Origin of the sequence: Acrocarpospora macrocephala (genome assembly GCF_009687865.1) — a bacterium.
In the GTDB taxonomy this organism is placed as follows: Bacteria; Actinomycetota; Actinomycetes; order Streptosporangiales; family Streptosporangiaceae; genus Acrocarpospora; species Acrocarpospora macrocephala.
In genome coordinates, this window is sequence record NZ_BLAE01000012.1 from 188,933 (window position 1) to 201,673 (window position 12,741).

Here is a 12,741-nt window from a genome sequence, read left to right on the forward strand (position 1 = left end):
CCGGAGCTTCAATCAGGTGTTGTCATGGTGGTTCACTGGCGGTAGACGATCTTTTTGGTGGAGGGGCCGGGGTAGATCACGATGAGGTGTTGCTCGGGGGCGAATTCCTCGCCGCGGGCGTAGACGCGGAGGCGGTAGCGGCCGGGGCCGGTTAGGGCGAGGTTGGGGAGGGATGCGCCGGCGCCTTCGTCCATGCCTTCCTCCATGAGGGGGATGCCCAGGTGGCCGGTGCGGCTGAGGATGCTCAGTTCGGTCACCTCGTCCCAGCCTTTGAGGCGGAGTGGGGGTGCGGTGGGGAAGGCTTTGGCGGTCAGGCAGATCGGCTCGTTCTCGTTGTAGGTCATCACGGAGGCGGAGCTGCCGGTCACCGCGACGAAGCCGTCGTCGATCGCCGCGGAAAAGGAATCCTCCTCGGAGTTGTCATTGGCGTCGAAGATGGAGTAGCCGCCGCCCTCGAAGAGGAAGTAGGCGGCCGTGCCCTGGCGTTTGGCAGGGACTTTCGGCCAGGGGTCGGTGCATTTGGCGTTCTCCTCGGCTATCCAGGCGGCGGCCGAGGCTTTTTCCGCAGCCTCCGAATCGAGCAGGTGGGGCTGTTGCTCGCTGATTTTGCCGGGGCAGATGAAAACGAGGTCCCAGGGGTCGGCGCCCCAGGCCGGGCGCGGGCTGCCCGCCTGGGTCAGCAGCGCTTCCTGTTCCTCCCTGGTCGTGGCGTCGCACAGGCGTCTGCCGTACGCGAGGATGCGCTGGTCGGGGACGGTGTCGTCGAACATCGGCGGGACGCCGTCCATGGTGCTGCGGGCGAGGCAGAGGAAGGCTTTATCCCGGTCCTGGGGGCGGGTGTCGCCGAACTTCTTGTGCAGGACGGTCCAGTCCATGCATTCGTCCTCCCAGCCGGTGTAGGTGAAGCGGGCGGTCTCCTCGGGGTGGACCAGCGCGAGGACCGGGATGAGGACGGCGACGGCGGACAGGAGGCGCAGGCCGCCGGAACGTCGGCGGGGAAGGGTGGGCGTGGGGTCGAGGTTGTGGAGTTCGTGCGCGGAGCGGGCCATCCAAGCCGCGTTCAGGATGGTGAACATCGCCAAGGCGGTGAAGATGGAGAAAATGGGGATATCCCCGAAACGCTCAAGAGCGAAGGCGACGAATGGCAGGACCAGCACTGTGATCAGGAAGGTCCAGCCGGTGATGATGGTGGTCCTGCGCCAGCGGCCGTCCCGGTGCTGGCCGATGAGGATCAGCAGGAGCCAGAACGGGTAGACCAGGCCGAGGATTTCGAACGCGTTGGGGATGTCCGCGCCGAACTCGTCGGCCACCTCCACCGCCATGCCCAGCACGTCGAGGACGGCCAGCGTGAGCGCCAGTCCGCGGAGCACACCGGTGAGCACCAGAGCGAAGAGCACCTGCATCAGGCCCCACACCAGCAGGGTGAATGTGTCGGCCAGGCCATCGGGAAGCAGCAGGTCGGTGAGCGAGTCGAGGACCAGGACGTCGGCAACAGCCAGGTAGAGGAGGCGGCGCAGCCAGCGCACCCGCGGGTCGGCCGGGCGGGGGGCGCGTGGCGGCAGGGTGAAGACCTGGCGGAGCGTCCAGAGGTTGACGGCGAGGGTCCCGACGATCAGCGTAACCGCGAGGCCGCGTTCGCTCTGCCAGTATTCGTCGATTTCCCAGCCGAAGTGGAGGGAAGCCACGAATCGCCGGATGGCGTAGATATCGTCGCTCACCACGCCGAGCACCGCCGCTATCGCGGTCACGACGAGGTAGAGCCCGATGACAATTGCCGCCAACCGCTGTCGGAACACTCCGCGAACCCTCTCTTTGCCCAGAAAGATCATAAAGGTTCTTGAATACCGAAAAATTCCGACATTTGCTTATGCCTTCCGGAGCCCTTCGGCGCGCGGCCCCGGAAGGCATACGGGGTTCAGCTGCCACCAAGGTCAAACCGTTCCCAGGGGCCGATGGCGGTACGGTTGGCGATCCGCGGCTGGGCTCCGGCGGGCTCCGCAGCGACATACATGTTGTTGGCCCGGGAGTGCAGGGCGATGGTGCCGTTGCCGACATTCGCGTACGCCTTCCGGAACCGTTCGGCGCGCGGCTCCGGAAGGCATACGGGTTCAGCTGCCACCAAGGTCAAACCGTTCCCAGGGGCCGATGGCGGTACGGTTGGCGATCCCCGGCTGGGCTCCAGCGGCCTCCGAGCGACATACGGTCCTCGACGACCAGGCAGTCGCGCGGGTCGGTGCCGAACGAGGCGGCGGCATGGAGGAACAGGTCGGGGGCGGGTTTGCCAACGCCGCCGACGTCCTGGGCGCGTGTTGTTGGCCCGGGAGTGCAGGGCGATGGTGCCGTTGCCGAGGTCGATACGCTCGGTCGTGCCGATCGTGGACTTGTTGGCGATGATCAGCCATTGCGACGCGGAGAACGGGAGCCGTCATGGGAAATGTGCTGATGACTGGAGCCACGGGAGGGATTGGGACGGCGCTGGTCAGCGCGCTCGTGGCGGCCGGACATCGGGTGATCGCCGTGGGGCGCGATGTCGGGCGGCTGGACGTACACGGAATCGAGGCGGATCTGGCCGAACCCGGGACGCTGGCTGCCGCCGTGGGAGCGCTGGAGGATGCGGGAGAACTGGAGGACGTGCAAGCGGTGGTGCATTGCGCGGGAATCTCCCCCGTCGAAGCCGTCGCCGAGGCCGGCCCCGAGACGTGGCGGCGGACGCTGGCGGTGAACGTGGCCTCCGCCGCCGAACTGGTACGGCTGACGCTCCCCGCGTTGCGGCGGTCCCGGGGCCATGTGATCTTCGTTAACGCCTCACCCGGAATGACCGGCGTCCCTCGCTGGTCGGCGTTCGTCGCCAGCAAGGCAGCGCTGCGGGAACTGGCCGACTCATTGCGTGAGGAGGAGGCCGCCCATGGGATACGCGTCACCACGGTCTATCCCGCGGCGACGGCGACCGACCTGCTGGGTGAGGTCAGGAGCGCCTTCGGGCGCCCATACGATCCTGAGTTGTGCATCCAGCCGCAGACGCTGGCCGCGATGATCGTCTGGGCGCTGAGCGCACCGGCTGACGCCTACGCCTGCGAGCTGTCCGTACTGCCGTCGCCGCGCTGAGCCTGTTGCCGGCGCATGAGGGAATTCGCCACTCTCCGGACCATCTGACGGAGGCAGCAAAGCACTCCGCGACACGAAGAAGGACGCGCCCTCAAGGTGCCCAGCCACCGATCCAACCCCCCGCCAAAAGCGCAGCACCCCCCGCCGTCCAACGGCGAGGGGTGCTTTAGCGGTTCAATTACTTCTGGATCGTCTCCACGATGGACGCGGCGGAGTCAGGGACCTGAGGGGTCTTGTTTTCGCCGACGAAGGTGAAGATGGCGGCGTCGCCTTCGCCTTCGATGTCGATTTTGACGATCTGGCCAGGGCGGAGTTCGCCGTACAGGATTTTCTCGGAGAGGGAGTCTTCGAGTTCCCGCTGGATGGTCCGGCGAAGCGGGCGGGCGCCGAGGACGGGGTCGTAACCCCGGTCGGCGAGGAGCTTCTTCGCGGCGGGGGTCAGGTCGAGACCCATGTCCCGGTCCTTGAGGCGGGCGTCCACCTGGGCCAGCATCAGGTCGACGATCTTGATGATCTCGCCCATGGTGAGCTGGTGGAAGACGACCGTGTCGTCGACGCGGTTGAGGAACTCGGGCCGGAAGTGCTGCTTGAGCTCCTCCTGAACCTTCGACTTCATCCGGTCGTAGTTGCCCTCGACATCGTTGCTCTTCGCGAACCCGACCCCGATGCCCTTGGAGATGTCCCGGGTGCCGAGGTTGGTGGTCATGATGATGACCGTGTTCTTGAAGTCGACCACCCGGCCCTGGGCGTCGGTCAGGCGACCGTCCTCCAGGATCTGCAGCAGCGAGTTGAAGATGTCGGGGTGGGCCTTCTCGATCTCGTCGAACAGGACCACGGAGAACGGCTTGCGCCGCACCTTCTCGGTGAGCTGGCCACCCTCCTCGTACCCGACGTAACCGGGCGGGGAGCCGAACAGCCGGGAGACGGTGTGCTTCTCCATGAACTCGGACATGTCCAGCATGATCAGCGCGTCCTCGTCCCCGAACAGGAACTCGGCGAGCGCCTTGGAAAGCTCGGTCTTACCGACGCCGGACGGGCCGGCGAAGATGAACGAGCCGCCGGGACGGCGCGGGTCCTTCAGACCGGCGCGGGTGCGGCGGATCGAGCGGGACAGGCCCTTGATGGCGTCGTCCTGGCCGATGATCCGCTTGTGCAGCTCGTCTTCCATCCGGAGCAGTCGCTGGGACTCCTCCTCGGTGAGCTTGAAGACGGGGATGCCGGTGGCGGTCGCGAGCACCTCGGCGATGAGCTCCTCGGTGACCTCGGCCACGACGTCCATGTCGCCGGCCTTCCACTCCTTCTCCCGGCGCTCCCGCTTGATCTGGAGCTGCTTCTCCTGGTCGCGCAGGGCGGCGGCCTTCTCGAAGTCCTGCGCGTCGATCGCGGACTCCTTGTCCCGCCGGACGTTCGCGATCTTCTCGTCGTACTCCCGGAGGTCCGGCGGAGCGGTCATCCGGCGGATGCGCATCCGGGACCCGGCCTCGTCGATGAGGTCGATCGCCTTGTCGGGCAGGAAACGGTCGCTGATGTAGCGGTCGGCCAGCTGGGCGGCCGCCACCAGGGCGCCGTCGGTGATGGAGACGCGGTGGTGCGCCTCATACCGGTCGCGCAGGCCCTTGAGGATCTCGATGGTGTGCGACAGGGACGGCTCGGCCACCTGGATGGGCTGGAAGCGGCGCTCGAGCGCGGCGTCCTTCTCCAGGTGCTTGCGATACTCGTCCAGCGTGGTCGCGCCGATGGTCTGCAGCTCGCCGCGGGCCAGCATCGGCTTGAGGATGCTGGCGGCGTCGATCGCGCCTTCGGCGGCGCCCGCGCCGACGAGCGTGTGCAGCTCGTCGATGAACAGGATGATGTCGCCGCGCGTACGGATCTCCTTGAGCACCTTCTTCAGGCGCTCTTCGAAGTCACCCCGGTAGCGGGAGCCCGCCACCAGCGCGCCCAGGTCGAGCGTGTAGAGCTGCTTGTCCTTGAGCGTCTCCGGCACCTCGCCCTTGACGATCTTCTGGGACAGCCCCTCCACCACGGCGGTCTTGCCGACGCCGGGCTCGCCCACCAGGACGGGGTTGTTCTTGGTGCGGCGGGACAGCACCTGCATGACCCGCTCGATTTCCTTCTCCCGGCCGATCACCGGGTCCAGCTTGCCCTCCCGGGCCGCCTGGGTCAGGTTGCGGCCAAACTGGTCAAGCACCAAGGAGGTGGACGGCGCGGCCTCCTGGGGACCACCCGCCGCGGCCGGCTCCTTGCCCTGGTAACCGTGCAGCAACTGGATGACCTGCTGCCGCACCCGGTTCAGGTCAGCGCCCAGCTTCACCAGCACCTGGGCCGCCACACCCTCACCCTCGCGGATGAGCCCGAGCAGGATGTGCTCGGTGCCGATGTAGTTGTGGCCCAGCTGCAGGGCTTCACGGAGCGACAGCTCAAGGACCTTCTTGGCCCGTGGGGTGAAGGGAATGTGCCCCGACGGTGCCGACTGGCCCTGGCCGATGATCTCCTCGACCTGCTGACGCACGCCTTCAAGACTGATGCCCAGGCTCTCCAGAGCCTTGGCGGCAACGCCTTCACCTTCATGGATCAAGCCAAGAAGAATGTGCTCAGTACCGATGTAGTTGTGGTTGAGCATCCGGGCCTCTTCTTGGGCCAGGACGACAACCCGACGCGCACGGTCGGTGAACCTTTCGAACATCTCGTCGCTCCTCACAGAGCGGTCAGACGAGCCCGGATGATCCGGCCCCGTCGTTCCGCATGCCAGCTCTGGCCCGGCGACCGCTTCTATGACAGGAGACGTTCCCCGGGCGCAGGGCGTTCACCCTCCATCCAACTACCGATCGGGGGCCAGGTGTTCCCGATACGCCGCAAGCGAACGACGTTTATTACCTGATAACGCGATCGTGCGGTCATGCAGGCCGCCAGAGAACCGGCAGCCGGCATAACCGCACGATCAAGAAGTAGCGGCGACTTAGTGCGCCGCGTCGTAGGCCTCGACGATCGAGGCGGCAATCCGGCCGCGCTCGCTCACCGGGTGGTTGTTGGCCTTGGCCCAGGCGCGGATCTCCGCGCTCTTCTCCCGAGTCATGGCCCGCTGGGTCCCACCGCTTCCACGACGACGGCCCCGCGTTGACCCGCTTTCGCCCTTGCGGGCGCTGGAGACGAAAGGCGCCAGGGCTTCCCGAAGCTTCTTGGCGTTGCTGTCGCTCAGGTCAATCTCATAAGGCAGGCCGTCAATCGCGAAGGTGACCGTCTCATTGGCCTCGCCACCATCGAGGTCGTCGATGAGAATCACCTGCGTGTGCTTGGCCATCCGGCAATCCTTTCGGCAGAGCATAGTTTGATTCTGCAGCCAAACATATACCCAGTTACCCCGGATGACAATTCGAGCGGCGGTATTCTCAGGAAGAGGTCTTGTCCGATGGCTCTTCTCCCGGTTCGCGCCTTCCGCGCAGACCGGCGGCGTCCGAACGTACCAACTTAACCACGCCGTAGACGACTGCCGCGCCGACCAACAGCGGCGGTATCAACGCGGAGATTACCTCGGTCATTCCTCATCACTCCCTTGGGGTCCGCTGCCGCCGGATTCAACCGGAAGCCCTGTGAAATAGGGGGAACCGGCGCCTGATGACCCACCGAGGCGCGCCTGTCCATAGCCTCCACCGCGCGGGAAGTATCCTCTGCGGTGGTCAGAACGCTTACCCGATAGAACAAAATCGTACCCAGGAATGGCAGTGGGGTGACCGCCAGGGCGGTCACCCCACTGATTGGAACGCGACGCCTGACTACAGCTTCACCACGACGGTTCCGGCGACCTTGTCGTGAATCGCCTGCTGGAGCGGCTTGTCCCAGAGCGGCCAGAGGACGTTCACCAGGCTGAAGAGCCCACCCAGACCGTTGAGGATCCAATTGAAGGCGAGCAGCTGCGGCCCCCATAGTACGCCGATCCGCTTGGCCAGAGTCTCGGTGTCGAGACCCCCGTGAACGCTTCCGCCAAGCTTGACGATGCGGATCTTCATGACCTTCTTGCCGATTGTCTGGCCGTCACGCGAGGTCATGAAGTACTCGTAAGCGGCGTACAGCAGGAAGCTGACGATCGACGAGATCAGCAGGCCGAGGAAGGAAGGAGTGGACACCGTTGTGCTGGTGCCCAGGAACTCGATCGTCTCGGTCGTGGAGAACGCGCTCTGGATGATCCTGCTGATAATGAGGTAGACGACCACACCGAGGATAAGGCCATCGATCAGGCGTGCCACCAAACGCTGCCACCACTCGGCAAGTGGCGCCGGGACTCCCGGCGGGAGTGGCATGCCCATCGGCGCGTTGTAGGCGCCGGCGGACGGGTATCCACCAGCCGGCGGGTAAGCGCCAGGCTGCTGATAACCGGGCTGCTGCTGCTGATATCCACCAGGCTGTTGCTGATAACCAGGCTGCTGTTGCTGATATCCACCAGGCGGCGGGTACCCGCCTTGGGGTGGGGGGTATCCGCCTTGAGGCGGCGGGTATCCACCCGGAGGGGGAGCCGACCCATAAGGGTTCTGGCCGGGGGGAGGTTCCGGGTTCATTTGGTTACCTCTCGTGACATCTATGGGGGACGGGGTGTTCTAGGTCCCATCGCACGGTAGCAGTAACCCGTTACGGCTTTTGCGGTGTTATTTCGGATGGAACGAAGCGAACACGCTGCGTGCACGAAAGCGGGGCCAATGGTTCGTTCCATCGGCCCCGCTCCGTTGTTTGCGGCGGTTCTATGTCACTATTTGACCTTGACGACCACCGTGTTCGCCGCCTTGTCCAGAAGGGACTGCTGCAACGGCTTATCCCAGAGTGGCCAGAGCAGACCCACGAGCCAGTACAGGTACACGAGCCAGGCGCCAATCACCCGGATTCCCGGAATCCACGTCAACACCAACGGCCCGGCGAGCGCGCCCGCGCGGCGCAAGGCGGCGTCATTGTCGAGACCGCCATCAAGGCCGCGACCCACGCGCACCACCTTGATTCCCATAACGATCTTACCGAGCGTTTGGCCGCGCTGCTTCAGCATCAGGAATTCGTAGCCGAAGAGCGCGAGTGTGGCGAGGAGCGCGGGCACCAGGTAGACGAGGAACGTCCCTGGCGTGACTGTTTGCGTCTCGATGTCGAAGCGGTCGGTGCTCGCCCAAATGCCTCCGGCGATGATTCCGAGCGCGATGAGCACGACGCCGTACAACGCGACGTCGATGATCCGCGCGACCAGCCGCTGCCACCATTCGGCCAGCGGCGCCGGGGCGCCCGGCGGAATGGGCGCCGGACCGTAGCCGTATCCCTGCGGCTGCGGGTAACCGCCCGGACCGTAGCCCTGCGGCGGCCCGTAGCCGGGCGGCGGATAACCCTGCCCGTAACCGGGCGGCGGATAGCCGGGCTGCTGACCGTACCCAGGCTGCTGACCGTAACCCGGCTGGGCCTGTACGGGCTGCGTGTGGCCAGGCTGACCGTACGGCTGCGGCCCGCCCTGCTGACCGTAACCCCCGTACTGCTGCTCCTGGCTGTACCCCTGCTGGCCATACCCCTGCCCGTAACCCTGACCGGGCTGGGACTGGCCGTAACCCTGGCCATAGCCGTTCTGCCCGCTCCCGGGCGGCGGCGGTGGTGGTGGCGGAGCCGGCTGCCGCGGATAACCCTGGCCGTAGGCGCCGGTGCCGCCCGCCTGTCCGTACGCCCCTGACGACGGCGGGCCGTACACCGGCCGCGACCCGGTCCCGGCGGGATTGCGGCTCATGATGGTGACGTCGGGATCGAATTCCTGCGCGGGCTGTTCCGCGCCTTGCTCCCCGCGTTCGGGCGGCGCCGACGCGTCGCCGGCCGAATCGTCCTGCGGGTACGGCGGCTGGGTGCTCACCGTGTCACCTCACTTCGCGTTCGGGCATGGCACACGTTAGATATACCCAAGGTAACCAGCGCCGATTCCACCGTCACCATTCCCCCCTGGTCAAAGAACCGGTCAGACCGGCGGCCTGAGGTGCAGAATCATGCGCGTGTTGCCCAGCGTGTTGGGCTTCACATGTTCCAGGTCGAGGAATTCCGCGACACCTTCGTCATAGGAGGCGAGCAGTTCCGCGTACACCTCCGGCGAGACCGGCGTGCCGTTGATCGGCACGAATCCGTGCCGGGCGAAGAAGTCGACTTCGAAGGTGAGGCAGAAGACGCGGTGCACGCCGAGCTCGCGGGCGGTGTCGATGAGCGCGGCGACGATCCGGTGCCCCAGGCCCAGCCGCCGGGAGCCCGGGTCCACGGCCACGGTCCGGATCTCGGCCAGGTCCTCCCAGAGCACGTGCAGGGCGCCGCAGCCGACCACCACCCCGTCCACCTCGGCGACCCAGAACTCCTGCACGTCCTCGTACAACGTGACAGTGGATTTCTTCAGCAGGCGCCGCTCGCTGCCGGAGTGGGAGTCGACGAACTGCCGGATCACCCGCACATCAGCCGTGCGGGCCCGGCGCACCACCACCGATTGCGGGACTGTCTGCTCGACCGACTGCACCACCATGCTGAGAAGCGTAGTAGCCCGGCGCTCATGGCTCGCGAAAAACGGTCCTGCCGAAAACCCGAAACGTTCGCCCAGAGTAGCCACACGCTCGCGTTATGCGCATATCACGTGTGACCTGGTCGTGATCGTTCAGTTGCTGAATCTAGACGGAATCCTCAGTTTCGGTTGAGGACGAACCGGACGTGCACTAATGTCCAGCGGGACCACGGCCCCGGAGAAGGAGATTGCTTGCGCACTCGAATCCTTGGGCGGCTCGCCGTCCTCGGCGCCGCGCTCGCCGTCATCACCGTGGGCGCTCCGCTGGTTTCGGCCACAGCCGATCCGGAACCCACCCTCAAAGAGCTGACCAAAGAGGTGGAGAACCTCTACATCGAGATCGAGACGCTCACCGAGGAGCACAACGGCGAGAAGGTCCGGCTCAAGGAGGCCGAGCGCGCGGCCCAGCTGGCCAAGACCACGCTGACCAAGAGCGAGGCCGACCTGGAGGAGCGCCGCCTGAAGGCCAGCCTGTTCGCCCAGAACTCCTACATGACGGGCGGCGCGGCGACCGGCTTCGGCCTGATGCGCGCCGCCGACCCGGACAGCTATCTGGACATCGCCTCCACCACCTACGCGCTGCAACTCCAGACCGGCGAGCAGGTGCTCCAGGTCGAGAAGGCGATGGAGACCGCCAAGCGGGCCAGAGCGGGCGCCAAGGCCCGCCAGGACGAGGTGGCGAAGCTGCTCAGGAGCATCGACTCCCGGCAGGACAAGATCCGCAAGCTGATCAAGAAGACCGAGAGCTCGCTCTACCGCCAGGTCGCGGGCAAGGTCAGCCGGGCCACCCGGCTGTCGCTGCCGGTGGTCGGCGACGGCAAGGCCGCCCAGGCGGTGCGGTGGGCGCTCACCCAGCAGCTCAAGCCGTACGTGTGGGGGGCCGAGGGGCCGAACTCCTACGACTGCTCCGGCCTGGTGATGGCCGCCTACCAGCGGGTGGGGATCAGCCTGCCGCACTACACCGGCGACCAGTGGACGGCCGGCGCCCACATCAGCCGCGACGACCTGCGCCCGGGCGACCTGGTGTTCTTCTACAACGACCTGCACCACGTGGGCATGTACATCGGCGGCGGCTACATGGTGCACGCGCCGCGGACCGGCGACGTGGTCCGGGTGGCCTCGATCGGCAACCGGCCGTTCGCCGGAGCTGTCCGGATAGCCGACTGAGCAGGTTGATCCGACCCCGCCGGAGCGGGATCAGATCAACCGGCGGCGAGCCGCCCAGGCGACCGCCTCGATCGCGGTCGCGACTCCAATCCGATCGCAGATACCCCGGAGCCTGCGCCGGACCGTGCGGCCGCTCACATCCAGCCGACGGCCCACCCGGTCCACCGTGACACCTTTCGCCAGCTCGGCGAGAAGCAGCAGTTCGTCATCGGTGAGACCGGCACGCTCCATGTCCAACTCTTTTCGGACAACCTCGCTCCGGGCAACCACCTCAGAAAACGACATCGTGAGCCCCTCTCCCACGACGAATGATTTTCGCCACCCTTGGGGACGGTAAACGCCGTCGTGAAAGGTCGTCAAGCAGCCGCATTGACTTGGCAATCACTTCGTGAAGAACTCGATCATGCCGGTGGCCCGGAATCGGCGGCCCCTGTGCCCCGCCGATCAGGGACGGTCCAGCCCGCGCCAGGCCGCCGGCCGCGGCGGCCGGACTTACCCGGCCGGAACAAGATTGTCTCCATTGCACGGCGCTGCAACACGATTGCAAGTTCCGTGACAGCGCGCGTCAGGGGGCGTGAAAGGGGGTGGGCGTACTCATGTATCACACCCCGAGAAGGAGACCCCGAAATGAAGCGCATGACCCGAGCGATGGTAGCTCTGGCCGCGGGCACCGCCGCCGCGGTCCTCGCCCTTCCCGCCGCCGCGAACGCCAACCCCGCCAACGAGTGGGGCCCGTACTACTCGCACAACGATCTGGCCCGCGTGAAGGGCACGATCGACATCACCTGGAACCAGCAGCAGACCAACAACCTCGTCCAGGTGACCGGCCAGCTGTGGGACGACGACAGCCGTTACTACAAGCACGGCGGCAAGTGCGCTTACGTGAAGTTCCAGGTCTCCAACCTGTACAGCCACCACTGGTACACGACCAAGAAGTACACCCACTGCGGCTACGGCACGGCCAAGCACTTCGCCTTCGGCAAGAAGGGCGTCAGCAGCCTGCGGTTCAAGGTCTGCCAGATCCACCACAAGACCAAGCACGTCTCGAGCTGCGGCGACTGGAACTACCTCTACACCGCCGAGAACGAGTGATCCATATAGATCGAGAGCCCGCCCCTTCGCGCGAGGGGGTGGGCTTTCACCCTGTGTTGCGGGCGTAGATGAGGCGCAGGCCGATCAGGGTCAGCCAGGGTTCGTGCTCGTCGATGGTCCGCGCCTCGCTGACCACCAGCGGCGCGCCCGGACCGGTCGCGACGACGGTCACGTCCTCCGGGTCGTCGGCCAGCTCGGCGGTCATCCGGTCCACGATGCCGTCCACCAGACCGGCGAAGCCGTAGATGATGCCGGACTGCAGGGCCTCCACGGTGTTCTTGGCGATCACCTGGCGGGGGCGGATCAGCTCGACCTTGTGCAGCTGGGCGCCGGCGGTGGCCAGCGCGTCCACGGAGATCTCCAGGCCGGGGGCGGTCACCGCCCCGATGTACTCCCCTCGGGCGGAGACCGCGTCGAAGGAGGTGGCCGTGCCGAAGTCGACGATGACGCAGGGGCCGCCGTAGAGGGTGGTGGCGGCCAGGGCGTTGACGATTCGGTCGCTGCCGACCTCTTTGGGGTTATCCATCCGGACGGGGACTCCGGTCCTGACGCCCGGCTCGACGACCACGGTGGTGACATCACCGTAATACCGACGCGACATTTCCCGCATCTCGTTCAAAACCGATGGAACGGTAGAACAGATAGCCAAACCAGCAATGTCCGCATTTTTCAGGATTGGCGATTGGGACAGCAGGCCTTGCAGGACGACGGCGATCTCGTCGGCGGTCCGGCGCGGGTCGGTGGCGATGCGCCAGTGCTCAAGGACCTCATCACCCTCGAACAGGCCAAGCACCGTGTGGGTGTTGCTGACGTCGATGGTGAGGAGCATCTCC

At 66.1% G+C, this 12,741-nt stretch carries 12 protein-coding genes; 3 read left to right on the top strand and 9 right to left on the bottom strand.

Features of this window, described 5'->3' with window-relative positions; translation table 11 throughout:
* Positions 1-32 precede the first annotated feature (32 nt).
* Together Amac_RS12365 and Amac_RS12370 are read right to left on the bottom strand one after the other, a co-directional pair.
* Entirely contained in the window at positions 33-1,796 is a 1,764-nt protein-coding gene (locus Amac_RS12365; protein WP_170322453.1) for a hypothetical protein, read from the bottom strand.
* Positions 1,797-1,915: 119 nt separating this feature from the next.
* The gene (locus tag Amac_RS12370) at positions 1,916-2,119 is read right to left on the bottom strand and encodes a fascin domain-containing protein (protein ID WP_155354488.1); all 204 of its coding nucleotides are present in this window, start codon (positions 2,117-2,119) and stop codon (positions 1,916-1,918) included.
* 308 nt (positions 2,120-2,427) lie between these two features.
* Between Amac_RS12370 and Amac_RS12380 the strand changes: the two genes are divergently transcribed.
* Positions 2,428-3,105: an SDR family NAD(P)-dependent oxidoreductase gene (locus tag Amac_RS12380; RefSeq protein ID WP_155354489.1), complete on the top strand. Its 678-nt coding sequence runs from the start codon at positions 2,428-2,430 to the stop codon at positions 3,103-3,105.
* A 178-nt stretch (positions 3,106-3,283) separates the two neighbouring features.
* Here Amac_RS12380 and Amac_RS12385 read toward each other — a convergent pair whose 3' ends face one another.
* From Amac_RS12385 to Amac_RS12410, 5 genes are all read right to left on the bottom strand, one after another.
* On the bottom strand, positions 3,284-5,788 hold the full coding sequence (locus Amac_RS12385; RefSeq protein ID WP_155351064.1) for an ATP-dependent Clp protease ATP-binding subunit: 2,505 nt from the start codon (positions 5,786-5,788) through the stop codon (positions 3,284-3,286).
* 273 nt (positions 5,789-6,061) lie between these two features.
* The gene (locus Amac_RS12390; protein WP_155351063.1) at positions 6,062-6,403 is read right to left on the bottom strand and encodes a histone-like nucleoid-structuring protein Lsr2; all 342 of its coding nucleotides are present in this window, start codon (positions 6,401-6,403) and stop codon (positions 6,062-6,064) included.
* A gap of 472 nt (positions 6,404-6,875) precedes the next feature.
* Positions 6,876-7,406, bottom strand: coding sequence for an RDD family protein (locus Amac_RS12400; RefSeq protein ID WP_170321996.1), 531 nt, complete (start codon positions 7,404-7,406; stop codon positions 6,876-6,878).
* A 437-nt stretch (positions 7,407-7,843) separates the two neighbouring features.
* Positions 7,844-8,965 (bottom strand): RDD family protein, encoded by a 1,122-nt coding sequence (locus Amac_RS12405; protein ID WP_155354492.1) that lies wholly within the window; start codon positions 8,963-8,965, stop codon positions 7,844-7,846.
* 102 nt (positions 8,966-9,067) lie between these two features.
* Positions 9,068-9,613, bottom strand: a complete 546-nt coding sequence (locus tag Amac_RS12410) for an amino-acid N-acetyltransferase (RefSeq protein ID WP_155354493.1) — start codon at positions 9,611-9,613, stop codon at positions 9,068-9,070.
* A 228-nt stretch (positions 9,614-9,841) separates the two neighbouring features.
* Here Amac_RS12410 and Amac_RS57280 point away from each other — a divergent pair, with 228 nt between their 5' ends.
* Positions 9,842-10,816 carry a C40 family peptidase gene (locus Amac_RS57280; RefSeq protein ID WP_155354494.1) on the top strand — a complete coding sequence of 325 codons (975 nt, stop codon included), beginning with the start codon at positions 9,842-9,844 and terminating at the stop codon, positions 10,814-10,816.
* A 30-nt stretch (positions 10,817-10,846) separates the two neighbouring features.
* On the opposite strand, the gene Amac_RS12420 is transcribed toward Amac_RS57280, so the two are convergent.
* Positions 10,847-11,047 carry a LuxR C-terminal-related transcriptional regulator gene (locus Amac_RS12420; RefSeq protein WP_155354495.1) on the bottom strand — a complete coding sequence of 67 codons (201 nt, stop codon included), beginning with the start codon at positions 11,045-11,047 and terminating at the stop codon, positions 10,847-10,849.
* A gap of 396 nt (positions 11,048-11,443) precedes the next feature.
* On the opposite strand from Amac_RS12420, the gene Amac_RS12425 reads away from it, so the two are divergent.
* Positions 11,444-11,908, top strand: a complete 465-nt coding sequence (locus Amac_RS12425; protein WP_155351057.1) for a hypothetical protein — start codon at positions 11,444-11,446, stop codon at positions 11,906-11,908.
* 46 nt (positions 11,909-11,954) lie between these two features.
* On the opposite strand, the gene Amac_RS12430 is transcribed toward Amac_RS12425, so the two are convergent.
* Positions 11,955-12,737 (bottom strand): type III pantothenate kinase, encoded by a 783-nt coding sequence (locus Amac_RS12430; RefSeq protein WP_155351056.1) that lies wholly within the window; start codon positions 12,735-12,737, stop codon positions 11,955-11,957.
* Positions 12,738-12,741 lie beyond the last annotated feature (4 nt).